Genomic DNA, 25339 nt, shown 5'->3' with positions numbered 1-25339 from the left:
GCCTACGGTGGCCCCATGGGCGATGCGGTCGAACTGGAGGCGGGCGGGCGGACGGTGCGCCTGTCCAGCCCGGACAAGGTGTTCTTCCCGGAGCGCGGTTTCACCAAGCTGGACCTCGCCCGCTACTACCAGGCCGTCGCCCCCGGTATCCTGCGCGCCCTGCGCGACCGCCCCACCACCTTGGAGCGCTACCCCGACGGCGTGGACGGCGAGCACTTCTTCCAGAAGCGCGCCCCGAGGACCATGCCCGACTGGATCCCCACCGCCCACATCACCTTCCCCAGCGGACGTAGCGCCGACGAGATGTGCCCCACCGAAGAAGCCGCCGCCCTGTGGGCCGCCCAGTACGGCACCCTCACCTTCCACCCCTGGCCCGTCCGCCGCGCCGACGTCGACCACCCCGACGAACTCCGCATCGACCTCGACCCCCAGCCCGGCACCGACTACGCCGACGCCGTCCGCGCCGCCCGTGAACTGCGGTCCGTGCTCGACGAGTTCGGCGGCCTGCGCGGCTGGCCCAAGACCTCCGGCGGACGCGGCCTGCACGTCTTCGTCCCGATCGAACCCCGCTGGACCTTCACCGAGGTCCGCCGCGCGGCCATCGCCGTCGGCCGGGAGATGGAACGCCGGATGCCGGACCAGGTGACCATCAAGTGGTGGAAGGAGGAAAGGGGTGAACGGGTCTTTCTGGACTACAACCAGACCGCCCGCGACCGCACGATCGCCTCCGCCTACTCCGTCCGCCCCCACCCGCACGCCCCGGTCTCCGCACCCCTGCGCTGGGACGAGCTGGACGACGCCCGCCCCCGCGACTTCGACCTCGCGACCATGCCCGCGCGCTTCGCCGAACTCGGCGACGTGCACGCGGACATGGACGACCACGCGTTCTCGCTGGACGCCCTGCTCGACCTCGCCCACCGCGACGAACACGACCACGGACTCGGCGACCTGCCGTACCCGCCCGAGTACCCCAAGATGCCGGGGGAGCCCAAGCGGGTCCAGCCGAGCCGAGCCCGTGACAGCGACTAGGAGAGGTCCTTGATCCTGACGTCCCGGAAGGACACGACGTCCGTCGTCCCGTGGACCTGGAGCCCGATGTACCCGGACGCGTACCGCCGCCCGTCGGTCCCCGGATCGTCCGCGCGGGGCGGGGTGAACGCCTGGCCGCCGGTGTTGTCGAACTCGTTGATCAGCACACCGTTGCGGAACACCGAGTAGTGCTGGTCCACCACACGGATCTCGTAGTCGTTCCAGGTGCCCTTCTGCGTCACCTGCGCCCCGGCCAGCCCGACCCGGTCGAAGCCGTACACCGACCCGGACTTGTACATGTCGCCGGACGGCGAGTCGAACGCCTGCACCTCGTGCCCGTACTTGATGGCGGCCCACTCCGGGCGCGGCTCCTCGGGGTGGTCGTGGACCCACGGGAACCGCACGAACACACCGGAGTTGGCGTTCCCGGTGCCCGGCGCGTCGTCACGCCACTGCAGACGCAGCGAGAAGTCGCCGTACGCGCGCTGCGGGAACCACAGCATGCCGAGGCCCGCCCGTGTGGTGCCGCTGGTGATCGAGCCGTCCGCGTTCAGCGCGAACGAACCGCCGCCCACCTGCTGCCACTTGGCGAACGACGCCGCCGTCCCGTCCATGATCGTGCGGTAGCCCTCGGTCTGTCCCGGGGTGCCGATCCCGGACGCGCGGGCCGCCGCGCTGATCGCGTCGTACTCGCGCCCGTCGAGCGCCCCGTCCCCGAACAGGCCGTCCAGGACGGTCTTCACGTGCTTGAGGAACAGCGCGTGGGACGTCCACTCCTTCTCGTCCTCGATCAACTCGTTGATCCGGCACCGGGAGTCGGTGAGCCGGTTGGGCACCCCCGAGTCGACCGTCCCGACGATGACCGTCAACCGCTCGTCGAACTCGGGGCAGTTGGGGGCCGGGACCGAGCTGCCGACGACGGTGAAGGTGACGGTCCGCGCCGCCGACGTGTTGCCGGAGCGGTCCGTCGCCCGGTAGGCGAGCGTGTGCGTGCCCGCCCGGTCGACGACCACGGGCGCCCCGTACGCCAGATACGGCCCGGCGTCGATCGAGTACTCGATCCGGTCGACCCCCGAACCGCCCGCGTCCGTCGCGTTCACCGTCACCCGCGCGCTGCCGACGTACGCACCGTCCGAGTTGCGCGTCCCGGTGACGCTCACCCCGGTCACCGGCGGCACGGTGTCGGGCGCGGGCGTCGCGACCACCGTGAACCGCACCTCCTTGACCGCCGACACGTTGCCCGCCTTGTCGGTGGCCCGGTAGCGGACCGTGTGCGTACCGACCTGATGCACCATCACGGGCGCGGTGTACGGCTGCCAACTCCCCTCGCCCAGCGCGTACTCGATGGTGTTGACGCCCGAACCGGTGTCGGACGCGGTGACGGTGACGGTCGCCATGTCCACGTAGGCGCCGTCATCCCGCTGTTCACCGCTGACCGTCGCCGAGGTCTCCGGCGCGGTCGTGTCGTCGCTCTGCGGCGCGACGACCGTGAACTGAAGGGTCTTCTCGGCGGACACGTTGCCCGCCTTGTCGAACGCCCGGTAGCGGGCGGAGTACTGGCCGACCTGGTCGACGACGACCGGCGTGGTGTACGGCTGCCAGACGTCCTCGTCGCCGATCGCGTACTCGATCCGGTCGACGCCCGAGCCCGCGTCGGTCGCGGTGAGCGCGACGGTCGCCGAACCGACGTACGCGCCCTCGGAGTTCTGGACCCCGGTGATCCGGGCGTCCGCCTCGGGCGGCGTGGTGTCCTCGCCGGTGCCCTCGGTGACGACGAGGACGCCCCGCATCTGGCCGTGGCCGGGGATCGTGCAGTGGTAGAGGTAGCGGCCCGGGGTGAGGGTCACCTCGGCGGTGTGGCGTCCGGCCTGGTCGTCGAACGGGTTGGCCAGGATGTTGAGTTGGACGTCGCTGTTGAACTCGGGGTCGCTCGTCACGAACGTCAGCGTGTGGGGCATGCCCGTCGTGTTGCCGGTGGCGGCGCTGTTCTCGAAGACGATCGTCGCCTTGCCGGCCACGGCGGTCGCCGGTGCCGAAGTGTACTTGGTGATGTCGTCACCGGACGTCCAGGTCAGGACCTGGTCCTGGACGGCCTGTCGGGCACTGCTGGGGGCGGCCTGCAAACCCAGCAGCATCAGGGCGGCCGCCAACAGGGCGGTCAGGACTCTCCGTTGCCCCATCACTGGCCTCCCCGCGCGAGCTGTCCGACGGCCGGGGTCGGCCCGCCGCCCGTGTAAGTGACCCGCCACAGCGCCGACTTGGCGTCCGAGGTGAAGAAACCCCGCCCGTAGTCGAGGAGATACAGCGCGCCGTCGGGACCGAACTTCCAGTCCATCAGGTTCCTGATCCGGTCGTTGCCGACCGGCACGATCTTCTTCAACGACTCGGCGTGCACGGGCAGTCCGCCCGATCCCTGGTTCGCCGGGTCCATGATGACGGCGTGGCGCGGCTGGTCGCCGTCGTAGAAGTCGCCGACGAACCACTTGCCGTCCCAGTAGGCCGGCCACCTGACGCCGCTCGCGCTCGCCGGGTCGTAGCGGTAGACGGGCCCGTTCATCGCGGCCTGCCCGCCGCCCTTGAGCCACGGCAGCAGATACGTCGCCTGCGCCTGCTGGTAGGAGGGGACGCCGCTGGCGTCACGCGGATAGTCCGGCGCGCCGCCCTGCGGGGAGTACCAGATGTTGTTGCCGGTGACCGGCGGCAGGTTGACGAGGCCGTCGTTGTTCGGCGACTCGTTCTTCGGGCGGTCGCAGTCGTACCAGCCGAGCGGCTTCGACGGATCCGGCAGGTTCCGGTCGCGGTAGGGCTGCTTGTTGCCCATGCAGTACGGCCAACCCCGGTTGCCCGCCTGGGTGATGACGGCGAACGTGTCGTACTTCGCCGGACCCCACGTCGTCGACGGGGCGCTCGCGTCGGGCCCGACCCAGCCGGCGTACAGGACGTCGGTCCGCCGGTCGACGAAGATGCGCGCCGGGTTCCTGACGCCCATCACGTAGATCTCGCCGCGCGTCTTGCCGCCGCCCTCGGCGGTCTCCTGCCCGGTGAACAGGTTCCCGGCGGGCAGCGTGTACGTGCCGTCCGGCTCCGGGTGGATGCGCAGGATCTTGCCGTTGAGGTTGTTGGTGTTCCCGGCGGTGCGGCGCGCGTCCGCGAAGGAGACGCCCTTGTAGTTCGGCTCCGGGTTGTTGCCGGAGTAACCGTCGCTGAACCGGCTGGAGTTGTTGTCACCCGTCGCGATGTACAGGTTGCCCTTCGAGTCCCAGGCCATCCCGCCGCCCGCGTGGCAGCAACTGTGCACCTGCACCGGCCACGTGAGGAGCGTCTTCTCGCTGCCGAGGTCCAACTTGTTCGTCGCGAGGTCCAACGTGAAGCGGGAGACCCGGCGTTCGGCGATCCGCGTGTCCCGGTTCAGCCGCGCGTGGGGCGTGTAGTGCAGGTACACCCAGCCGTTGTCCTCGAAGCGCGGGTCCAGCTCGATGCCGAGCAGGCCCTCCTCGACCTTGACCAGCTCGTCGCCGCCGCCCTTGTTGCCGAAGACGCTCAACTCCCCGGCCAGCGTGACCTTTTTGGTCCTCGGGTCCCAGACGTGGACCTGCCCCTTGCCCTTGCCGATGTCCGGGTTGTTCCAGTCGGTGACCACCGGCTGCGAGGAGTCCCCGCCGCCCCGGCCGATGTGGAGCACCCGTCCGTCGGGCGCGGCGACTAGGCCGTGCGGCTCGCCGATCTGGTCGCTGAGGCCCGGCTGGTTGGGCTGAGTCAGGCGCTCCGCACGGTAGTTGGCGGTGATCGTGGCCGTGCAGTCGCCCTGCGCGAGCCGGGTCGTCCACAGCACGGCGCCGCGCAGATGGGCGCGGAAGTCCGTCTCGTCGTACGACGACACCGTCCCGCCCATGCCGGTGTAGAAGGACCGCCCGCCGTCGTAGTCACGGCACCAACTCACCGGATGGTCCCAGCCGTTGGCGCCGGTCCCGGGCTGGTAGCTGCGTTCGCGGACCCGGGCGACCGTGTGGACGTCGCCGGACGGGTTCGTCGCCCAGTTGAACCAACGGTCGGCGCGCTTCCACTGCACCGGCAGGTCCTTCGTCGCCGGGTGCTGACGGTCGCCCACCTCGACTACCGCGCGCTGTACGGCTGTTGGGCTCGTCGCGGCGGGGCGGGCGCCGATCAGGCCGGTGAACCAGTCGGAGTACGGCTCTGCGCGGGCCGCGTCATGGATGCCGAGGAAACCGCCGCCCGCCTCCATGTACGCCTCAAGACCCGCCTCCTGGTCGGGGTCGAGGACGTCACCGCCGCCCGTGAGGAACGCGATCGCGTTGTAACTGCCCAGCGCCGCACCGTCGGTGAAGACCCGGGCGTCGTCCGTCGCCTCCACCGCGAACCGCTGGCCGGCCGGACCCGACAGGCCGATCCGCTCGATCGCGGCGATCCCCGCGTTCACGACCGGCGACTCCTCGCCGGCCGCCGCCGATCCGTAGAAGACCAGCACCCGCACATCCGCGCCGCCCGGCGGCGACTTGACCACCGGCCTCGCCTGGGGCGGCAGGGCCTGCGCGGCGGCGGGCGCCGACAACAGCCCCGCGACCACCACCCCGACGGCCGGCCAGATCCGTCTTCTCCTGCTCGATCCTCGTAAGTGCACGGGCACCTCCTCGGTCACGGCGGTCAGCGCCAAGGAAGCTAGACGGCTTTGTGCCGTTCGCCAACACCTATGGCCGTGATTCCCCCAACTTTGTCCTCAGTGTGGAGAAACAGCCCCGGGACCGGTACCGTCTCACAGGTTCATCACAGGTACGCCTCCGCACAATCCTTCTCAGGACGGGGAGTTGGCCATGGACGGAACCGGACTCGACCGGCGGACCCTGCTCGGCGGCGCGGCCGTCGCCGCCTCGATCGGCCTCACCCCCGCCGCCCGGACAGCCGTCGCGGCGCCCTCCGGCGGCCAGGTCAGACACCTCACGATGTACGCCGAGCGCCTTCCCGACGGGCAACTCGGCTACGGCTTCGAGAAGGGCAGGGCGACGGTCCCCGGCCCCCTCATCGAACTGTACGAGGGCGACACCGTCCACATCGCGTTCGAGAACACCCTCGACGTACCCGTCAGCCTCCACGTCCACGGCCTCGACTACGAGATCACCAGCGACGGCACGAAGATGAACCGCAGCCACGTCGAGCCCGGCGCCACCCGCACCTACACCTGGCGCACCCATCTCCCCGGCCGCCGCGCCGACGGCACCTGGCGCGCGGGCAGCGCGGGCTACTGGCACTACCACGACCACGTCGTCGGCACCGAACACGGCACCGGCGGTATCCGCAAGGGCCTGTACGGGCCGGTGATCGTGCGCCGCAAGGGCGACGTCCTGCCGGACGCGACCCACACCATCGTCTTCAACGACATGCTCATCAACAACAAACCTGCCCACTCGGGGCCGGACTTCGAGGCGACGGTGGGGGATCGCGTCGAGTTCATCATGATCACCCACGGCGAGTACTACCACACGTTCCACATGCACGGTCACCGCTGGGCCGACAACCGCACGGGCCTGCTCACCGGGCCCGACGACCCGACCCGTGTGATCGACAACAAGATCGTCGGCCCCGCCGACTCCTTCGGCTTCCAGGTCGTCGCGGGCGAAGGCGTCGGCGCGGGCGCCTGGATGTACCACTGCCACGTCCAGAGCCATTCCGACATGGGCATGGTCGGCCTGTTCCTCGTGAAGAAGCCCGACGGCACCATCCCCGGGTACGAACCGCCGCACGAACACTGAGAGTTCGGCTTGACTATTCTTTTCCACAGACCGGCTCTGCGGAGGAGACGACGTGACCGACACCGCCCCGCGTCCCACCCTGGAGGCCGTGGCCGCGCGGGCGGGGGTGTCCCGCGCGACCGTCTCCCGCGTGGTCAACGGCGGGGACGGCGTACGGGAACCGCTCGTCGAACGCGTGCGGCGCGCCGTCGACGAACTCGGGTACGTCCCCAACCAGGCCGCCCGCAGCCTGGTGACCCGCCGCCACGACGCCGTCGCCGTCGTCATCGCCGAACCCGAGTCCCGCGTCTTCGCCGACCCCTTCTTCGGCCGCCAACTACGCGGCATCAGCAAAGAGTTGACCGCCCACGACAACCAACTCGTCCTCCTCCTCACAGAAGGCCGCGGCGACCACGCCCGCGTGGCCCGCTATCTGGCGGGCGGCCACGTCGATGGCGCCCTGGTCTTCTCCCTCCACCTCGACGACCCCCTGCCGGGCCTGATCCGGCGCGCCGGGGTCCCCATGGTGATCGGCGGCAGACCCGGGTGGGACATGGCGGAGCCCCGGAGCGAGAGACCGGGGGGCACGGACCGGCGGGGTGACGCGGGCGCGGGGGAGTGGCCGGGGGCGCGGGGTGACCGGGACGGGGCGGGTGGCGATCGGGGCGGAGAGGGTGGCGGTCGTGGCGGGGCGGGCGGCGATCGGGACGGGGAGGGTGGCAGTCGGGGGCGGGTGGTCGGCGCCGGGGCGGGTGGCGATCAAGGTCGGGCGGATGGCGCGCGGGCGGGGGTGGGCGACGGGGCGTGGTCCGGTGGCGGGTCGGTGGAGCGGCGCCCGGGTGTGGACGGGGGCGGGGACGGGAATGGCGGCGAGTGGTCCGGCGGTGGGCTGCCGGGGCGGCGCCGGGGTGTCGAGGAGCGGGCGGACGCTGGGGCCGCGGGGGAGCCGACGGGGTACGGAGAGCCGGCGAGGCACGAGGGGGCGGCGGGGCGCTTCGGTGACGCGGGCGCCGGACCAGCGGGCGGCAGCGCGTACGGGGCCGGGCGGTGGGCCGAGGGCGGGACGCTGTACGTCGACAGCGACAACCGGGGCGGCGCCCAGGACGCCGTGCGGCATCTCGTCGCCCTCGGCCGTACCCGCGTCGCCCACATCACCGGCCCCCTCGACCAGACCTCGGCGGTCGACCGGCTGGACGGCTACCTCGACGTCGTGGGCGACACCGACCCCGCGCTGCTCGCCGAGGGCGACTTCACCCCGGCCGGCGGCGAACACGCGATGCGTGAACTGCTGGCCCGCCGCCCCGACCTGGACGCCGTCTTCGCCGCGAACGACCTCTCCGCCTCGGGCGCCCTGCGCGTCCTGCGCGAACAGGGCCGCCGGGTGCCCGAGGACGTCGCCGTCATCGGCTTCGACGACATGCTCCCCGTCCCCGAGCAGACGGACCCGCCCCTCACGACCGTCCGCCAGGACATCGAGGAGGCTGGCCGCCTCATGGCCCGCCTCCTCCTGGGCCGCCTCTCCCGCACACCCCCGGAGCCGACGCTCCCCCTGAGGAGCGTGGTGCTGCCGACGGTGCTGGTACGGAGAACGTCGGCGTGAGGCGGGCGTGGACCCTGGCCCCGCCTCGCCTGGTCGACTAGCCCGCCCTGGCCCCGCCCCGCCTTCTCGGCCCGCCCGCTCAGCTCGCCCCGGCCCCACTCCGCCCCCTCGGCCTGCCTGCTGAACCCGCCCCGGCCCCACTCCGCCCCCTCAGCCTTCTCGCTCAGCTCACCCCGGCCCGCCCTGCCCCCTCAGCTCTCCCCCTCCGTCGCGCTCGTGATCACCGCGAACCGTGCCCCGTAGGGATCCGCCAGCTTCGCGAACCGGCCGACGCCCGGCAGGTCGACGGCCGGTGAGCGTACGCTGGCGCCCCGCTCCACCGCCGTCGCGACCGCCGCGTCCGTGTCGGGCACCTCGAAGTACGGGAGCCAGTACGCGCTGTCCTCGTCGGGCGCGTCGGCGAGGGGGACGTAGCCGGCGAACATCGCGTCCTCGCCCTGGCCCTCGGGGTTGACGCAGGTGTAGGTGCCGCCGGGGTAGGGCATCGCGGAGGTCTCGTGCCCGAGGGCGGCGTGGTAGAAGGCGGCGGCAGCGGCGACGTCGGCCGTGTAGAGCTCGGTCCAGCACAGGGACCCCGGCACGTTCACGAGGCCGAGGCCGGGGTTCAGCGCGGGCTGCCAGAGGCCGAACACCACGTCGGCCTCGTCCGCGAGGATCGCCATCGTGCCCTGGTCCATGACCTCCATCGGCTTGACCACCACGCGCCCGTGCGCCCGCTCGGCCGCCTGCGCCGTCGCACGCGCGTCCGGCGTCTGGAAGTACAGCGTCCAGGACGGCGGCCCCTGCTCCGGCGTCGTCTCCATCCCGCCCGCGACGGCGCTGCCGTCGAGCTGGAAGAACCCGTACCCGCCCGCCTGCGGCCCCGCCGACACGAACCGCCAGCCGAACAGCGCGCCGTAGAACTCGCTCGCGCCCCCGACGTCGGGTGTCCCGAGGTCGATCCAGTTCACAGCGCCCTTCACGAACCGTGTGGTGAGCATCGTCAGCCTCCTCGGCGAGAGTCCCGTCCCTACCTGTCGCCGAGTCTCGCACCGCCCACTGACAACCGCCCCCGAAGCCCCGCGCACCGGGCCGTTGATCCCTCGTTGATCAAACGTTTTCCCCCGCCCGGCACGATCCCGCCATGTCCACCGACACGAGGTACGTCCCCGACCTCTCCTGGCAGCAGGAGGCCCTGTGCGCACAGACCGGGTCGGAGTTCTTCTTCCCGGAACCGGGCAGCTCGGTCCGCGAGGCCAAGCGGATCTGCGGCCTGTGCCCGATCCGCCCGGCCTGCCTCGACCACGCCCTCAGGCACGACGAGCAGTTCGGCGTCTGGGGCGGCCTCTCGGAGAAGGAACGCCACCACCTCAGACGCCACTGACGACGCCGGACGCCACGGATGACGCCGTACGCCACCGACGACGGCAGGGCGGGCCCGCGTCGGCAGGCCCGCCCCGTGTCCGTCCCCCGGCTCGCTCAGCCGGCGCTCACGCGCTCGCGCGCGCCGCCATCCGCGCCTTGCGCGCCGCCAGCTTCTCGTCGAACTTCCGCGCCTCCGCGTCGAGCCCGCCCATGAACATGCCCAGCTCCTCCTGCGCCCGGCGCCCCTCGGGGCCGAGTCCGTCGATCTCCATGACCTTGAGGAAGCGCAGCACGGGCGCGAGCACGTCGTCGTGGTGGATGCGCATGTTGTAGACCTCGCCGATGGCCATCTGCGCGGCGGCCCGCTCGAACCCGGGGATGCCGTGACCGGGCATCCGGAAGTTGACGACGACGTCCCGGACGGCCTGCATCGTGAGGTCGGGGGCGATCTCGAACGCGGCCTTCAGGAGGTTGCGGTAGAAGATCATGTGCAGGTTCTCGTCGGCCGCGATCCGGGCCAGCATGCGGTCGCAGACCGGGTCGCCGGACTGGTGGCCGGTGTTGCGGTGCGAGATGCGGGTGGCCAGCTCCTGGAAGGAGACGTAGGCCACGGAGTGCAGCATGGAGTGGCTGTTGTCCGACTCGAAGCCCTCGCTCATGTGGGCCATGCGGAACTGCTCCAGCTTGTCGGGGTCCACCGCGCGCGAGGCGAGCAGGTAGTCGCGCATGACGATGCCGTGCCGGCCCTCCTCGGCCGTCCAGCGGTGCACCCACGTGCCCCAGGCGCCGTCGCGCCCGAAGAGGGTGGCGATCTCGTGGTGGTAGCTCGGCAGGTTGTCCTCGGTCAGCAGGTTGACGACCAGGGCGATCCGGCCGATCTCGGTGACCTTCGACTGCTCCTTGCCCCACGCCTCGCCGTCCTCGAAGAAGCCGGGGAAGTTGCGGGCGTCGCTCCAGGGGACGTACTCGTGCGGCATCCAGTCCTTGGTGACCTTCAGGTGCCGGTCGAGTTCCTTCTCGACCACTTCCTCCAGCGCGTACAGCAGCCGGGCGTCGGTCCAGCCGGCGGAGCTGCCCAGGTGGGGAGAGGTGATCGTCACGAGTACTCCAGGGGGACGCGAAAACGGAGCGGGACACTCCGGCGAGCGGTGCCGGAACCTACGGGATCGTAGGCTACGAAGCCGTAGGTTACGAGACCGTAGGTTAAGGGCGTTGTAAAGGGCCCTGATCAGCTGGGCCGCACTCGATCGCCCGAAGATCCCGGCGGCCCCGGAACCCGCAGGTCCCGGGGCCGTCCGAGTGACGGGATCAGCCGCTCAGTCGTACAGCTCGCGCAGCCGCACCGAGAGACACGTCACACACCCCTCCAGCTTCTCGAACTCGCTGATGTCGACGGTCACCACCTCGTACCCGAGGTCGGTCAGCAGCTCCGCCGACTTCGGCGCGCTCGCCGCCATCAGCAGCGTGTGCCCGCCGAGCAGCACCGCGTGAGCGCCGGACTCCTCCGGCACCGACAGGAAGCGCGGGAACAGGGACGGCCGGTCGACCTGCGGGATGTGCCCGAGCACCGTCCCGTCGGGCAGTGCGGTGACCGCCGACTTCAGGTGCAGCACCCGGCTGACCGGAACGGCCACCACGCGCGCGCCCAGCGGCTCGAAGGCCGCCCGCAGCTGCTGGATGCCGACCGCGTTGGTGCGCCCGCCCCGGCCGACGTAGACCGTGTCGCCGACCTTGAGGACGTCGCCGCCCTCCAGGGTGCCCGGCTCCCAGATCCAGTTCACCGAGCAGCCCAGCCGGGCCACCGCCTCCTCCACCCCGGCCGTCTCGCCCCGGCGCGAGCGCGCGCCGGGACGGGTGATCAGGGCGACGTTGCGGAACACGACGACGGTGTCCTCGACGAACACCGCGTCCGGACAGTCGTCGGCCGGCTCCACCTCGACCGTCTCCCAGCCGTGCGCGGACAGCGCCTCGACGTACGCCTCCCACTGCTCCAGGGCGAGCGCGTGGTCGACCTTCCGGCGTTCGATGTGCGTGACCAGTCCTTCGGCGAGGCGCGGGCCGGGGCGGCGGATGAGGGCCTTCTTGCTGGGCACGTCCAGTTCTCCGAATCGGCGACGGCTTCCCGGCGCCCTGGAAACGGCGCCGGTCCGCCATCATGCAACCCCGCGCGCGTGGGGCAAAAGCCCTGCCGTGAGGCTGTGGCCCAGCTGAGATACCGGTGAGTCACCCCGGGACGCCCTCGCGCAGCCCGCCGTCCAGCTCCAGCCACCGCGTCACCCCGATCGACCTGAGGAACGGCAGGTCGTGGCTCGCGACGACCAGCGCGCCCTCGTACGACTCCAGGGCCGTCGTCAACTGGCGCACGCTCGCCAGGTCCAGGTTGTTCGTCGGCTCGTCCAGCAGCAGGAGCTGCGGCGCGGGCTCGGCGAGCATCAGCGCGGCCAGCGCCGCCCGGAACCGCTCGCCGCCCGACAGCGTCCCGGCCCTCTGGTCCGCCCTGCCGCCCCGGAACAGGAACCGGGCCAGCCGGGCCCGGACCCGGTTGTTCGTCGCGTCAGGCGCGAACCTGGCCACGTTCTCGGCCACCGTCAGCTCGTCGTCCAGCACGTCGAGCCGCTGCGGCAGGAACCGCACGGGGACATGGACGGTGGCCTCGCCCGCGACCGGCGCCAGTTCCCCGGCGATCGTCCGCAGCAGCGTCGTCTTGCCCGCCCCGTTGCGCCCGACCAGCGCCACCCGCTCGGGCCCGCGCAGATCGAGGCTCCCCACGCGCGCGCCGTACACGGTCTCCAGGTCCAGCAGCGTCAGCACGCCCCGGCCCGGCGGCACGGCCGTGAACGGCAGGTCGACGCGGATCTCGTCGTCGTCCCGGACCGCCTCCACCGCCTCGTCCAGCCGCTCCCTGGCCTCCGCCAGGCGCTCCTGGTGCAGGATCCGGTGCTTGCCCGCCGCCTCCTGGGCGGACCGCTTGCGCAGCCCCATGACGATCTTCGGCTCGCGCTTCTGCTCCTGCATCTTCTGGCCGAACTTCTTGCGCTTGGCCAACTTCACCTGCGCGTCGCTCAGTTCGCGCTTCTGCCGGCGCACGTCCGCCTCCGCGACGCGCACCATCCGCTCGGCCGCCTCCTGCTCCACGGCCAGCGACTCCTCGTACGCGCTGAAGTTGCCGCCGTACCAGGTGATCTCGCCCGCGCGCAGGTCGGCGATCTGGTCGACCAGATCGAGGAGTTCACGGTCGTGACTGACGACGACCAGGACGCCCGGGAAGGCGCTCACGGCGGCGTACAGGCGTGCGCGCGCGTGGAGGTCGAGGTTGTTGGTCGGCTCGTCGAGCAGCAGGACGTCGGGACGGCGCAGCAGCAGCGCGGCCAGCCGCAGCAGCACCGACTCGCCGCCGGACACCTCGCCGATCGTGCGGTCCAGGCCGATGTGCCCGAGCCCCAGCTCGCTCAGGGTGGCCAGCGCGCGCTCCTCGACGTCCCAGTCGTCGCCGACGGCCTCGAAGTGCGCCTCTGAGGCGTCCCCGGCCTCGATGGCGTGCAGGGCGGCCCGCTGCCGGTCGATCCCCAGGGCCTCGTCGACCCTCAGGGCCGTGCCCAGCGTGACGTTCTGCGGCAGGTAGCCGACCTCGCCGGCGATCCGGACGGTGCCGTCGGCCGGGGTCAGTTCGCCGGCGATCAGCTTCAACAGGGTTGATTTACCGGATCCGTTGACCCCGACGAGCCCCGTTCTGCCGGGGGCGAAGGCGGCGTCCAGGTCCTCGAAGACGGACGTGCCGTCGGGCCAGACGAAGGAGAGGGCGGAAAGGGTGATGGAACGACTCAAGAAAGCCTCGCGGTGTGCGCATGCGGTCAGGGGCAGACGCGTGTCGAGACACCGGAGGTCGGCTCGGGGCACCATTCCGCTACGGGACGGCTCGTACGCCGAGGTCGGACGCAACGCACACAGCACCATCGGACGGGTGGCTGTGCGACGCGGTGTCTCGGGACCTCAGACGAGCAACGTCCTTCTCCAATCGGCGGCAACAGAAGCGTGTGCCACGGTAGGGAGGGCGGTCGAGGGGTGTCAAAGGATTTAGCGGGCGCGGGTTTCGGGCGGCGCCGGGCTCAGATGGCGTCCCGCATCAGCTCCGCCAGGTCGTGGTCCAGGTCGAGCTGCAGGTGCTCCAGGCCGACCGGCACCAGCTCGTCCGTCGCCTTCAGGAACCGCCGTACGTCCTGCGAGTGCACGTGCACGACGGCCATGCCCTCCGGGGCGTGGAACTCCAGCACCGTGCGGTCGTAGCCGTACGGGCGCACCCGCACGTCACCCGAACCCTCCGGGCCCTCCAGACCCGCCGCGAGCAGGTCCCTCGCGAACGTCCAGCACACTTCGACGCCCTCCAGCGTGGCCGGCGCCGGGAACGCCATGTGCACCGCGAACGGATCGGTCCGGTCGTAGTGCAGGGTGGCGGGGATGCTCTGCATCCGAGGCGCGGCGGCGACCAGACGGGCCTCTACGGGCTGCTCGATGACGGTGGACATCGCCTTGCTCCCTTGTGACTGCTGGACGAACTTCCGGTCGGACGACGCTCGACTACTTGAAAAGACGCCGGAACCCGCCGATCCGTGCACATGAATTCCGAGTGACATCGGTCACCGTACGAGCCGGGACCAGAGGGACGTCTGCGGACAACGACCACACCGGTGACGGAAGCGACAGGGATTGGTGGGGTACCCACGCGCGGGGGAGACATGCAGGGTGGGGCGGGTCGGAGGGGACGCGCTGGAGAGGGAGAGGCGGCGCGCCGGTTGCCGCGCGGGCGTCTGGGGGAGCACGCGCGGCGAGGGCGAAGCCGACCACCCCCGGCGCCCGGCCTGCACAGGGCTCGGGCAAGGCCGAGCCGCGCGGCGGCTTGACGCAAGCACTCACTCTTCGCGCGCGTGGGATCGGCAGGCAGGTCCTCGGTGAGCGGGGTGCGCCGGCCTCTCTCGCGCTTGCGCGCGCGGAGGCTGAGGCTCCGGACTCATCCGCCTCATCCGCAGCCCCGGCAACTGCGGATCGCTCGTGCGCGGAGGCTCCCCTTGTGCCGCACTCGGCGCGTCCTTGGGCGACGGGCCTCGCGCGCGCAGGGTCCACGACACGGTCGGCATCGGCATGCTCTGCCGCCCGTCTCTCCCCGTGCGCGCGGGGCTCGGCTTCCTGTCCGCCCCGCCATGACCAGCCCTTTCTTCGGCGCCGCGCGCGTGGACTCGGGCCGCCCCGCCGTCCGGTGACCGCCCCGGCCCCGGCGTGCCGCGCGCGGAGGGCCCGGCCCCCTCTGGACGTCGTCGGGAGCGTGGGCTAGCTTCGCCCGCCATGAGGCGCTTGGGGATCATGCGACGCGAGAGTGGCAGGGCGGGCACGGGGCGTAAGGGTGCCGTGCTCGGAGTGGCCTGCGGGGTGGCGCTCGCCGCGTTGGCGGTCGCGCCCGCGCAGGCCGGTGCGGCGGCCCCGGACGGGCGCGGTGGGGCCCGGTGGGCGTTGAAGGACACCGGGACGCCCTCCGTGCGGTTCCGGGGGCTCGCGGCCGTCAGCCGGGACACGGCGTGGCTGGCGGGCACCCAGGGGACCGTGCTGCGGACGACGGACGGCGGGGCGAGCTGGCGGAACGTGTCGCCGCCCGGCGCGGGGGAGCTGCAGTTCCGGGACGTGGAGGCGTTCGACGCGCGCCGCGCGGTGGTGCTGGCGATCGGGGAGGGCGAGGCGTCGCGGATCTACCGGACGGACGACGGCGGGCAGACCTGGACGGAGTCCTTCCGCAACACCGACGCGCGCGCCTTCTACGACTGCATGGCCTTCTTCGACCGCCGCCACGGCCTCGCCATGAGCGACCCGGTGGACGGCAGGTTCCGCATCCTGTCCACCGCCGACGGCGGACGCACCTGGACCGTCCTCCCGGACACCGGCATGCCCGCCGCCCTGGACGGCGAGGCGGGCTTCGCGGCGAGCGGCCAGTGCCTGGTCACCTCGGGCCCGCGCGACGTCTGGCTGGCCACGGGAGGCGGCGCCCGCGCACGCGTGCTGCACTCCGGCGACCGGGGCCGCACCTGGACCGCCGCCGACACCCCGATACCGGCCGCCGACCCCGCGCGCGGCGTCTTCGCCCTGGCCTTCCGCGACCCCCGTCACGGCATCGCCGTCGGCGGCGACTACCGCGCGGACCAGCCCTCCCCGCAGGCCGTCGCCACGACCGCCGACGGAGGCCGCACCTGGCGCCCCGCCGCCACACCCCCGCCCGCCTACCGCTCCGGCGCCGCCTGGCTGCCCCACAGCCGCACCACGGCCCTCGCCGTGGGCCCCACGGGCACCGACCTCACCACCGACGCGGGCCGCACCTGGCGCCCCTTCGACACCGGCTCCTTCGACACCGTGGACTGCACCCCCGACCTCTCCTGCTGGGCGGCGGGCGAACAGGGCAGAGCGGCCCGCCTGGAACGCTGACCGCACACCCGGCGCCACCACTCCCGGCACGCGCGCGTGATCACGACGGCCGGCACAGCCCGCACGCGTGCCCCCGCGCCTCCCTCTCCGCAGCCCTGGCTGCTCCCGCTCCCGCCCGACCCCCGTACCCTCGACGCACCATGACGACCGCACAGACCCCCGCCGACTGGCCCGCCACCGAAGAAGAGGCCCGCGCGATCCAGGACGCCCTGCGCGCACGCGTCGTGCTCGACGAACCGGGCCCACCGCCCGGGACCGGCCACGTCACCGGGGTGGACGTCGCCTACGACGACGAGCGGGACGTCGTAGCGGCGGCGGCCGTCGTGCTGGACGCGGCGAGCCTGGAGGTCGTCGCGGAGATCACGGCGGTGGGGCGGATCTCGTTCCCGTACGTGCCGGGCCTGCTGGCGTTCAGGGAGCTGCCGACGGTCATGGCGGCCCTGGACGCCCTGCCGTGCGAGCCGGGCCTCGTGGTGTGCGACGGGTACGGGCTGGCGCACCCGCGCCGCTTCGGCCTGGCGAGCCACCTGGGCGTGCTCACCGGCCTGCGGACGATCGGCGTCGCCAAGAACCCGTTCACCTTCACCCACGACGAACCGGCGCCCCCGCGCGGATCGTCGACGCCCCTGAGGGCGGGCGAGGAGGAGGTCGGCCGGGCACTGCGCACCCGCGCGGGCGTGAAGCCGGTGTTCGTCTCGGTGGGCCACCGCGTCACCCTGGACGACGCGTGCGCCCACACCCTCGCGCTCACCCCGCGTTTCCGCCTCCCGGAGACGACGCGCCGAGCGGACGCCCTGTGCCGGCGGGCGCTCCAGGAGGCCACGGGCACCTCAGCGCAACCGGTCTGACCATCGGGCGATCTGAGTATCTGTACGGATGTGACGCCCCGCCCGCCCCCGGCAGGCTGGCACGCATGACGAGCCACCGCGCCCCCAAGCCCCTCACCGACCCCGACCGCCCCGTCGAGCGCGCGGTCAACGCCGCCCTGATCCTCGCCGTGCTGGCCGGGTTCGGCTGGATCGTCGGCATGATCTACACGCTCGTGCAGTGGCCGCTCTGACCTGACCGAACCCGACCCGGCGCCCTCAGACCCGGGCCGCCACCCGGAACCTGATCCCAGCCTTCAGCAACCGCTCCGTCAGCGCGTCGCCCATGGCGACGGCGGTCGTCACCTGACCGGCCACCGGCGGAAGCTCGTCCAGCGCGAGCGCCATGGCGCTCTCCGCGAACATCTTCGCCGTCTCCCCGTACCCGGGGTCCCCGCCGGACACCTCGGTGAACACCCGCCGCCCGCCGCCCTCGCCGACGAACCGCACGGAGAACCAGCTGCGCGCCCGCTTCTCCTCGCCGGGCCCCTCCCCGGGCGCCAGGCGCGAGGACAGCCACCGGCGCACGGGCGGCACCTGCGCGGCGGCGACGAGCGCACCGACCCCGGCGACACCCCCGAGGGCGATCGGAAGCCGGCGGACGGCGGCGTAGTGCCGGTAGCGGAAGTCGGGCCCGTACCGGGGCAGCGCCCGCGCGGACCGCACGACGACCTGGGGGTCGAGGGTGGGCAGCGGCAGCGCCCAGGCGCCCACCTCGGAGGCGAACCGGGGCGCGCTCGCGGGCGCGGTGGCCCGGCGGCCGACCAGCCGGGGCTCGTGCCGGGCCCGGTCGCGGGCGGCGGCGAACACCTGGCGCCCGCGCGAGAACTGGTTCAGCGCGGAGGAGAAGGTCCCGCCGGAGATCATCGCGTCGGCGGTCACGAACCCGTCGACGGTCAGCGGCACCCCCTCGGGCAGCTGACGCACCGTGAAGTACGCCCCCAGGTCGTGCGGGATCGAGTCGAACCCGCACGCGTGCAGCAGCCGCGCCCCGGTCTCCCGCGCGCGTGCGTCGTGCCGCACATAGGTCAGGTCGACGAACTCGGGCTCCCCGGAGAGGTCCAGATAGTCCGTGCCGTGGTCGGCGCAGGCCCCCACGAGGTCGTCGCCGTGGGTCACGTACGGGCCGACGGTCGTGGCGACCACGCGCGCCTGTTGCGCGAGCGCCCGCATCGACGCCGCGTCGGCCACGTCCGCGCTCAGCACCCCGACGGACTCGGCGCCGGGCAGCCGTTCCCGCAACCGCTCCAGCTTCTTCGTGTTCCGCCCGGCGATCGCCCACCGCAGCCCCTCGGGGGCGTGCGCGGCGAGGTATTCCGCGGTGAGGGTGCCGACGAAGCCGGTGGCCCCGAACAGCACGACGTCGTACGGACGATCCGTCTTCTTCAGCCTGCTCATGACACCTCTTGGGGTCGTGCGGTGCGCCGTTGTCAGTGGCCGAGGCTAGCGTGGGAGGTGCGGGACACGATCAAGCCCCCGGCCACCTGACCGGGCCCGTTTCCAAGCGCTTGCTCTTGTGTTCGGCGGGAACACGTTCCTAGCATCGGCGGTGACGACAGCGAGGGGGCTGGATGGCAACGGCAGGGCACGGACCGCTCGCCGGAGTGCGCGTGGTCGAGCTGGCCGGCATCGGCCCCGGCCCGTTCGCCGGGATGCTCCTGGCCGACCTCGGCGCCGACGTCGTCCGGGTGGACCGCCCCGGCCGTCCCGTCCTCGCGATCGACCCCGCCTTCGACGTCACCAACCGGGGCAAACGCTCGGTGATCGCCGACCTCAAGTCCCCGCGGGGCACGGCCCGCGTCCTCGACCTGGCCGCGCGGGCGGACGTCCTGATCGAGGGCCTGCGCCCCGGTGTCGCCGAACGCCTCGGCGTCGGCCCGCGGGACTGCCACGCCCGCAACGCGGCGCTCGTCTACGGCCGGATGACCGGCTGGGGCCAGGAAGGCCCCCTCGCGCACCGCGCGGGCCACGACATCGCGTACATCGCCGTCACCGGCGCCCTCGGCATCACCGGCACCCCGGACCGGCCCCCGCCCGCCCCGGCGAACCTCCTGGGCGACTACGCGGGCGGCTCGCTCTACCTCGTCGTCGGCGTCCTCGCCGCCCTGCACCACGCGCGCGCGACGGGCACCGGGCAGGTCGTCGACGCCGCGATCGTCGACGGCACCGCCCACCTGACGGCGATGCTCCACGGCATGCTCGCGGCCGGCGGCTGGCAGGACCGGCGCGCCGCCAACCTCCTGGACGGCGGCTGCCCGTACTACGGCACCTACGAGACCGCCGACGGCGGACACATGGCCGTCGGCGCCCTGGAGCCTCAGTTCTACGACGAGTTCACGGCCCTCCTCGGCCTCGACGGCTTCGCGGACGCCCGCAAGGACCCCACCCGCTGGCCCGCTCTGCGCGAGGCGACCGCCGCCCGCTTCAAGACCCGCACGCGGGACGAGTGGACGGCCGTCTTCGAGGGCTCCGACGCGTGCGTGGCCCCCGTGCTGTCCTTGCGCGAGGCCCCGCATCACCCGCACCTCGCCGCGCGCGGCACCTTCACCGACCACGGCGGCATCACCCAGCCCGCCCCGGCGCCCCGCTTCTCGGCGACGCCCACGACGATCCGCACCGCCCCCGCACAGCCCGGCGCCGACGCGGCGGACGTGGCCCGGGACTGGGGCATACCCGGGCTCGCGAGCGACTGACCCCCGCCCCGCCCCGCACAGCCCGGACCGACTTTTCCCCGAAAGGCCAACCCCTTTGAGCACCGAAGCGTACGTGTACGACGCGATCCGCACCCCGCGCGGGCGCGGCAAGGCGAACGGCGCCCTGCACGGCACGAAACCGATCGACCTGGTCACCGGCCTGCTGCACGCCCTCCAGGAACGCCTGCCGAGCCTCGACCCGGCGGCGATCGACGACATCGTGCTCGGCGTCGTCGGCCCGCACGGCGACCAGGGCTCCGACATCGCGCGGATCGCGGCGATCGCCGCCGGACTGCCGGACACGGTCGCCGGGGTACAGGAGAACCGCTTCTGCGCCTCCGGCCTCGAAGCCGTCAACTCCGCCGCCGCCAAGGTTCGTTCCGGCTGGGAGGACCTGGTCCTCGCGGGCGGCGTCGAGTCGATGTCCCGGGTCCCGATGGGCTCCGACGGCGGCGCCTGGTTCAACGACCCGATGACCAACCTGGCTGTCGACTTCGTGCCCCAGGGCATCGGCGCCGACCTCATCGCCACCATCGAGGGCTTCACCCGGCGCGACGTCGACGAGTACGCGGCCCTCTCCCAGGAGCGCGCGGCGACCGCCTGGAAGGAGGGCCGCTTCGCGCGCGGGATCGTCCCCGTCGTCGACCGCGCCGGGCTCACCGTCCTGGACCACGACGAGCACCCGCGCCCCGGCACCACCGCCGACTCCCTCGGCGCGCTGAAGCCGTCGTTCGCGGACATCGGCGAACTCGGCGGCTTCGACGCCGTCGCCCTGCAGAAGTACCACTGGGTCGAGAAGATCGACCACGTCCACCACGCGGGCAACTCCTCCGGCATCGTCGACGGCGCCGCCCTCGTCGCGGTCGGCTCGCGGGAGGTCGGCGAGCGCCACGGCCTCACCCCCCGCGCGCGGATCGTCTCCGCCGCCGTCTCCGGCTCCGAGCCGACCATCATGCTCACCGGGCCCGCGCCCGCCACCCGCAAGGCGCTCGCCAAGGCCGGCCTGACCATCGACGACATCGACCTCGTCGAGATCAACGAGGCGTTCGCGGCCGTCGTCCTGCGCTTCGCCAGGGACCTCGGCGTCCCCCTGGACAAGATCAACGTCAACGGCGGCGCGATCGCGCTCGGCCACCCGCTCGGCGCGACCGGCGCGATGATCCTCGGCACCCTCGTCGACGAACTGGAGCGCCAGGACAAGCGCTACGGCCTCGCGACCCTGTGCGTGGGCGGCGGCATGGGCATCGCCACCGTCGTCGAGCGCGTCTGACCCCCTCCCGACGGATCCCCGAGAAGGCACCCATGAACTCCACCACCATCCGCTGGGAACAGGACCGCGAAGGCGTCGTCACCCTCGTCCTCGACGACCCCGCCCAGTCCGCCAACACCATGAACGCCGCCTTCCGCGCCTCCCTCGCGGCCGTCACCGACCGCCTGGAGGCCGAGAAGGACACCGTCAAGGGCGTCATCGTCACCTCCGCGAAGAAGACGTTCTTCGCGGGCGGTGACCTGCGCGACCTCATCCGGGTCACCCCCGACACCGCGCGCGAACTGTTCGAGGGCGGCCTGGAGATCAAGCGCAACCTGCGGCGCATCGAGACCCTGGGCAAACCGGTCGTCGCCGCGATCAACGGCGCGGCCCTGGGCGGCGGTTATGAACTCGCCCTCGCCTGCCACCACCGCATCGCCCTGGACACCCCCGGCACCAGGATCGGCTGCCCCGAGGTCACCCTCGGCCTGCTCCCCGGAGGCGGCGGCGTCGTGCGCACCGTGCGCCTCCTGGGCATCGCCGACGCCCTCCTGAAGGTCCTCCTCCAGGGCACCCAGTACAACCCCGCCAGAGCCCTCCGGAACGGCCTGATCGACGACGTCGCCGGCACCCGCGACGAACTCCTCGCGAAGGCGCGCGCGTTCATCGACGCCCACCCGCACTCGCAGCAGCCCTGGGACCGGCCCGGCTACCGCATCCCCGGCGGCACCCCGGCCAGCCCCAAGTTCGCCGCCAACCTGCCCGCCTTCCCGGCCACCCTGCGCAAACAGACCGCAGGTGCCCCCTACCCGGCGCCGCGCCGCATCCTCGCCGCCGCCGTCGAGGGCGCCCAGGTCGACTTCGAGACCGCGCAGGTCATCGAGGCCCGCTACTTCGCCGAACTCGCCGCCGGGCAGATCTCGAAGAACATGATCCAGGCGTTCTTCTTCGACCTCCAGGCCGTCAACTCCGGCGCCAGCCGCCCCGGGGGCGTCGAGCCCCGCCAGGTCCGCCGGGCGGCCGTCCTGGGCGCCGGGATGATGGGCGCCGGCATCGCCTACGCGTGCGCGCGCGCCGGGATCGACGTCGTCCTCAAGGACGTCACCCCCGAGGCGGCCGCCAAGGGCAAGGCGTACTCCGAGAAGCTGTGCGCCAAGGCCGTCGCCAAGGGCCGCACGACCCAGGAGAAGGCCGACGCCCTGCTCGCCCGCATCACCCCCACCGCCGAGGCGGCCGACCTCGCGGGCTGCGACGCGGTCATCGAGGCCGTCTTCGAGGACGCCGCCCTCAAGCACAAGGTGTTCCAGGAGATCCAGCACGTCGTCGCGCCCGACGCGCTGTTGTGCTCCAACACCTCGACCCTGCCCATCACCGCCCTCGCCGAAGGTGTCGAGCGCCAGGGCGACTTCATCGGCCTGCACTTCTTCTCGCCCGTCGACAAGATGCCCCTCGTCGAGATCATCAAGGGCGAACGCACCGGCGCGGAGGCGCTGGCGCGCGCCTTCGACCTGGTCCGGCAGATCAGGAAGACCCCCATCGTCGTCGGCGACTCGCGCGGCTTCTTCACCTCCCGCGTGATCGGCCAGTTCCTCAACGAGGGCGTCGCCATGGTCGGCGAGGGCATCGAACCCGCCTCCGTCGAGCAGGCCGCCGCCCAGGCCGGCTACCCCGCCAAGGTGCTCTCCCTGATGGACGAGCTGACCCTCACCCTCCCGCGCAAGATCCGCGCCGAGTCCCGGCGGGCCGTCGAGGAGACGGGCGGCACCTGGAGCGCGCACCCCGCCGAGGCCGTCATCGACCGCATGGTCGACGAGTTCGGGCGCGAGGGACGCGGCGCCGGCGCCGGGTTCTACGAGTACGACGAGACCGGCAGGCGCACGCGCCTGTGGCCCGGCCTGCGCGAGCACTTCACGCGCGCGGGCGCCGAGATCCCCTTCCGCGACATGCAGGAACGCATGCTGTTCGCCGAGGCCCTGGACACCGTCCGCCTCGTCGAGGAAGGCGTCCTGACATCCGTCGCCGACGCCAACATCGGCTCCCTCTTCGGCATCGGCTTCCCCGGCTGGACCGGCGGCGTCCTCCAGTACATCAACGGCTACGACGGCGGCCTCCCCGGCTTCACCGCCCGCGCCCGCGAACTCGCCGAAACCTACGGCGACCGCTTCACCCCGCCCGCCCTGCTCGTACACAAGGCCGAACAGGGCGAGACCTTCACCGACCGGTGACGCTCCCGCCCCTCGGTCCAAGAACGGACGACGCATCCCCCTCTGACCTCCGCCCTTTTGTGACAAGTCCCGCTTTGTGACGTATGTCACCGCGTGTGGGGCGGAGTTCGGGGAAGGTGGGCCCCTGGCCTGTGCCTTTCATCCGGAGGCGCAGGCTGACGCACGTCCGGACACCCCGGCGGGACCCGCAGGGGCGCACCAGAGAGTGGAACCACCCGTGAGCAAGGACGCCGTGCAGACGGCCGAGACCGAGGCGACGACCCCGGCACCCGTGGACGCGGGCGACGCCGGCTACAGCAAGGGCCTCAAGCACCGCCACGTCAACATGATCGCGATCGGCGGCGCCATCGGCACCGGCCTCTTCCTGGGCGCGGGAGGGCGCCTGCACAACGCGGGCCCCGCGCTCGCGCTGGCCTACCTGGTCTGCGGCGTCTTCGCGTTCTTCGTCGTGCGCGCGCTGGGCGAACTGGTCCTGTACCGGCCCTCCTCCGGGTCCTTCGTGTCGTACGCGCGCGAATTCCTCGGCGAGAAGGGCGCGTACGTCGCCGGCTGGATGTACTTCCTCAACTGGTCGACGACCGGGATCGCGGACATCACCGCGATCGCCCTCTACACGCACTACTGGAGCGCGTTCACCAGCATCCCCCAGTGGGTGCTGGCCCTCATCGCCCTCGCGGTCGTCCTGGCGATCAACCTCATCTCCGTGAAGATCTTCGGCGAGCTGGAGTTCTGGTTCGCGATCGTCAAGGTCGCCACGCTCGTCGCGTTCATGTGCGTCGGGATCTTCCTGCTGGCCACGCGGCACAAGGTCGGCGGCGAGACGCCCGGACTGCACGTGGTCACCGACAACGGCGGTGTCTTCCCGCACGGCCTCATGCCCGTCGTCCTCGTCATGCAGGGCGTCATCTTCGCGTACGCGGCGCTCGAACTCGTCGGCGTCGCGGCGGGCGAGACCGCCGAGCCCGAGAAGGTCGTCCCGCGCGCGGTGAACTCGATCATGTGGCGCGTGGGCCTGTTCTACGTCGGCTCGGTCGTCCTGCTGGCCCTCCTGCTGCCGGGGTCCGTGTACTCGGCCGGCGAGAGCCCCTTCGTGACGGTCCTGTCGAAGATCGGCGTCTCCGGCGCGGGCGACGTGATGAACCTCGTCGTCCTGACGGCGGCCATGTCCTCGCTGAACTCCGGCCTCTACTCGACGGGCCGCATCCTGCGCTCCATGGCGATGGCCGGCTCCGCGCCGAAGTTCACCGCCCGCATGAACCGCAGCCAGGTCCCCTACGGTGGCATCCTGCTGACCTGCGCCGTCTGCGTCCTCGGCGTCGGCCTCAACTTCCTCGTCCCGAGCCAGGCGTTCGAGATCGTCCTCAACATCGCCTCGCTCGGCATCATCAGCACCTGGGTCATCATCATGATCTGCCACCTGGTCTTCGTCCGCCGCGCGCGCGAGGGCCGGCTCGAACGCCCCCACTTCCGCCTCCCCGGCACCCCCGTCACCGAGATCGCCACGATCGCCTTCCTCCTCGTCTGCCTCGGCATGATGTGGAACGACGAGGAGGTCGGCCGCAAGACCCTCCTCCTGATCCCCGTCATCGCCGCCGCCCTCGTCGCCGGCTGGTACGCCCTGCGCCGCACCACCCCCGAAAACCGCCCCAACCTGACGAAGTAGCAGGTCAGCCCCGTTGTCAGTGGCGTCGCCTACCGTGGTCCCATGTCGGAGATCACATACACGAGGGGTGACGCCACCACACCATCGGTGAAGGGCGTCAAGGTGATCGCCCATGTCCGCAACGACATCGGGGGATGGGGAAAGGGCTTCGTGCTCGCGCTGTCGCGGCGCCGGCCGGAGCCCGAGGTGGCCTACCGGGCCCGGCACCGCGAGCGCGCGAAGAACGACTTCGGCCTCGGCGCGCTCCAACTCGTCCAGGTGGAGCGGCACATCCGGGTGGCGAACATGGTCGGCCGGCGGGGGATCCGGACGGGCAGCAAGAGCGTGCCGGTCCGCTACGAGGCGATCGACACGGCGCTGGACCGCCTGGCCGCGCCCGCCCGGGAGCTGGGGGCGTCGCTCCACATGCCGCGCATAGGCTGCGGCCTCACCGTGACGGTGTACGACCACGGGGAGGGCTGAAG

The 25339-nt window shown here is 72.3% G+C and carries 19 protein-coding genes and 2 pseudogenes; 13 read left to right on the top strand and 8 right to left on the bottom strand.

Going from position 1 to position 25339, the window contains the following annotated elements:
- The first annotated feature begins 15 nt into the window (after positions 1-15).
- Positions 16-1029 carry a non-homologous end-joining DNA ligase gene (ligD, locus tag IAG44_RS06405; protein ID WP_187746147.1) on the top strand — a complete coding sequence of 338 codons (1014 nt, stop codon included), beginning with the start codon at positions 16-18 and terminating at the stop codon, positions 1027-1029.
- Here the strand turns inward: ligD and IAG44_RS06400 are convergent.
- Together IAG44_RS06400 and IAG44_RS06395 are read right to left on the bottom strand one after the other, a co-directional pair.
- Positions 1026-3209, bottom strand: coding sequence for an OmpL47-type beta-barrel domain-containing protein (locus IAG44_RS06400; RefSeq protein ID WP_187746146.1), 2184 nt, complete (start codon positions 3207-3209; stop codon positions 1026-1028). The genes ligD and IAG44_RS06400 overlap by 4 nt on opposite strands.
- Complete coding sequence (locus IAG44_RS06395) at positions 3209-5668, bottom strand: ThuA domain-containing protein (protein ID WP_187746145.1); 2460 nt, start codon at positions 5666-5668, stop codon at positions 3209-3211. The genes IAG44_RS06400 and IAG44_RS06395 overlap by 1 nt, the downstream gene beginning before the upstream one ends.
- A 190-nt stretch (positions 5669-5858) precedes the next feature.
- Here IAG44_RS06395 and IAG44_RS06390 point away from each other — a divergent pair, with 190 nt between their 5' ends.
- The 3 genes and pseudogenes from IAG44_RS06390 to IAG44_RS06380 form a co-directional block, all read left to right on the top strand.
- Complete coding sequence (locus IAG44_RS06390; RefSeq protein WP_187746144.1) at positions 5859-6794, top strand: multicopper oxidase domain-containing protein; 936 nt, start codon at positions 5859-5861, stop codon at positions 6792-6794.
- A 52-nt stretch (positions 6795-6846) separates the two neighbouring features.
- A pseudogene (locus tag IAG44_RS06385) lies at positions 6847-7323 on the top strand (LacI family DNA-binding transcriptional regulator); the annotation flags it as partial.
- Between the two features lie 516 nt (positions 7324-7839).
- Positions 7840-8373 (top strand): annotated as a pseudogene (locus IAG44_RS06380) (LacI family DNA-binding transcriptional regulator); the annotation flags it as partial.
- Between the two features lie 191 nt (positions 8374-8564).
- Here the strand turns inward: IAG44_RS06380 and IAG44_RS06375 are convergent.
- Positions 8565-9353 (bottom strand): VOC family protein, encoded by a 789-nt coding sequence (locus IAG44_RS06375; RefSeq protein ID WP_187746143.1) that lies wholly within the window; start codon positions 9351-9353, stop codon positions 8565-8567.
- Between the two features lie 143 nt (positions 9354-9496).
- On the opposite strand from IAG44_RS06375, the gene IAG44_RS06370 reads away from it, so the two are divergent.
- Positions 9497-9736: a WhiB family transcriptional regulator gene (locus IAG44_RS06370; RefSeq protein WP_187746142.1), complete on the top strand. Its 240-nt coding sequence runs from the start codon at positions 9497-9499 to the stop codon at positions 9734-9736.
- A gap of 106 nt (positions 9737-9842) precedes the next feature.
- Here IAG44_RS06370 and IAG44_RS06365 read toward each other — a convergent pair whose 3' ends face one another.
- From IAG44_RS06365 to ssgD, 4 genes are all read right to left on the bottom strand, one after another.
- Positions 9843-10817 (bottom strand): acyl-ACP desaturase, encoded by a 975-nt coding sequence (locus tag IAG44_RS06365; RefSeq protein ID WP_187746141.1) that lies wholly within the window; start codon positions 10815-10817, stop codon positions 9843-9845.
- A 216-nt stretch (positions 10818-11033) separates the two neighbouring features.
- Positions 11034-11810: a dimethylargininase gene (ddaH, locus tag IAG44_RS06360; protein ID WP_187746140.1), complete on the bottom strand. Its 777-nt coding sequence runs from the start codon at positions 11808-11810 to the stop codon at positions 11034-11036.
- Between the two features lie 130 nt (positions 11811-11940).
- Entirely contained in the window at positions 11941-13542 is a 1602-nt protein-coding gene (locus IAG44_RS06355) for an ABC-F family ATP-binding cassette domain-containing protein (RefSeq protein ID WP_187746139.1), read from the bottom strand.
- Positions 13543-13823: 281 nt separating this feature from the next.
- Positions 13824-14240 (bottom strand): spore wall synthesis regulator SsgD, encoded by a 417-nt coding sequence (ssgD, locus tag IAG44_RS06350; protein ID WP_187746138.1) that lies wholly within the window; start codon positions 14238-14240, stop codon positions 13824-13826.
- 832 nt (positions 14241-15072) lie between these two features.
- On the opposite strand from ssgD, the gene IAG44_RS06345 reads away from it, so the two are divergent.
- From IAG44_RS06345 to mmpA, 3 genes are all read left to right on the top strand, one after another.
- The gene (locus IAG44_RS06345; protein WP_246561550.1) at positions 15073-16179 is read left to right on the top strand and encodes a WD40/YVTN/BNR-like repeat-containing protein; all 1107 of its coding nucleotides are present in this window, start codon (positions 15073-15075) and stop codon (positions 16177-16179) included.
- A gap of 140 nt (positions 16180-16319) precedes the next feature.
- Positions 16320-17027 carry an endonuclease V gene (locus IAG44_RS06340; protein ID WP_187746137.1) on the top strand — a complete coding sequence of 236 codons (708 nt, stop codon included), beginning with the start codon at positions 16320-16322 and terminating at the stop codon, positions 17025-17027.
- A 65-nt stretch (positions 17028-17092) separates the two neighbouring features.
- A complete protein-coding gene (gene mmpA, locus IAG44_RS06335) occupies positions 17093-17239 on the top strand; it encodes a morphogenic membrane protein MmpA (protein ID WP_187746136.1) in 147 nt (48 codons plus the stop codon).
- Positions 17240-17264: 25 nt separating this feature from the next.
- Here mmpA and IAG44_RS06330 read toward each other — a convergent pair whose 3' ends face one another.
- Entirely contained in the window at positions 17265-18443 is a 1179-nt protein-coding gene (locus IAG44_RS06330; protein WP_187746135.1) for a saccharopine dehydrogenase family protein, read from the bottom strand.
- Between the two features lie 173 nt (positions 18444-18616).
- On the opposite strand from IAG44_RS06330, the gene IAG44_RS06325 reads away from it, so the two are divergent.
- The 5 genes from IAG44_RS06325 (at position 18617) to IAG44_RS06305 (ending at position 25337) form a co-directional block, all read left to right on the top strand.
- Positions 18617-19738 carry a CaiB/BaiF CoA transferase family protein gene (locus tag IAG44_RS06325; protein ID WP_187746134.1) on the top strand — a complete coding sequence of 374 codons (1122 nt, stop codon included), beginning with the start codon at positions 18617-18619 and terminating at the stop codon, positions 19736-19738.
- A 55-nt stretch (positions 19739-19793) separates the two neighbouring features.
- A complete protein-coding gene (locus IAG44_RS06320) occupies positions 19794-21008 on the top strand; it encodes an acetyl-CoA C-acetyltransferase (RefSeq protein ID WP_187746133.1) in 1215 nt (404 codons plus the stop codon).
- 32 nt (positions 21009-21040) lie between these two features.
- The gene (locus IAG44_RS06315) at positions 21041-23212 is read left to right on the top strand and encodes a 3-hydroxyacyl-CoA dehydrogenase NAD-binding domain-containing protein (protein ID WP_187746132.1); all 2172 of its coding nucleotides are present in this window, start codon (positions 21041-21043) and stop codon (positions 23210-23212) included.
- A 217-nt stretch (positions 23213-23429) separates the two neighbouring features.
- Positions 23430-24875: an amino acid permease gene (locus tag IAG44_RS06310; RefSeq protein ID WP_187746131.1), complete on the top strand. Its 1446-nt coding sequence runs from the start codon at positions 23430-23432 to the stop codon at positions 24873-24875.
- Between the two features lie 42 nt (positions 24876-24917).
- Entirely contained in the window at positions 24918-25337 is a 420-nt protein-coding gene (locus IAG44_RS06305) for a macro domain-containing protein (protein WP_187746130.1), read from the top strand.
- Positions 25338-25339 lie beyond the last annotated feature (2 nt).

Source organism: Streptomyces roseirectus, assembly GCF_014489635.1.
Classification (GTDB): Bacteria; Actinomycetota; Actinomycetes; order Streptomycetales; family Streptomycetaceae; genus Streptomyces; species Streptomyces roseirectus.
Note: the sequence above shows the minus strand (reverse complement) of the source record. Positions and strands in the feature narration are given on the sequence as shown.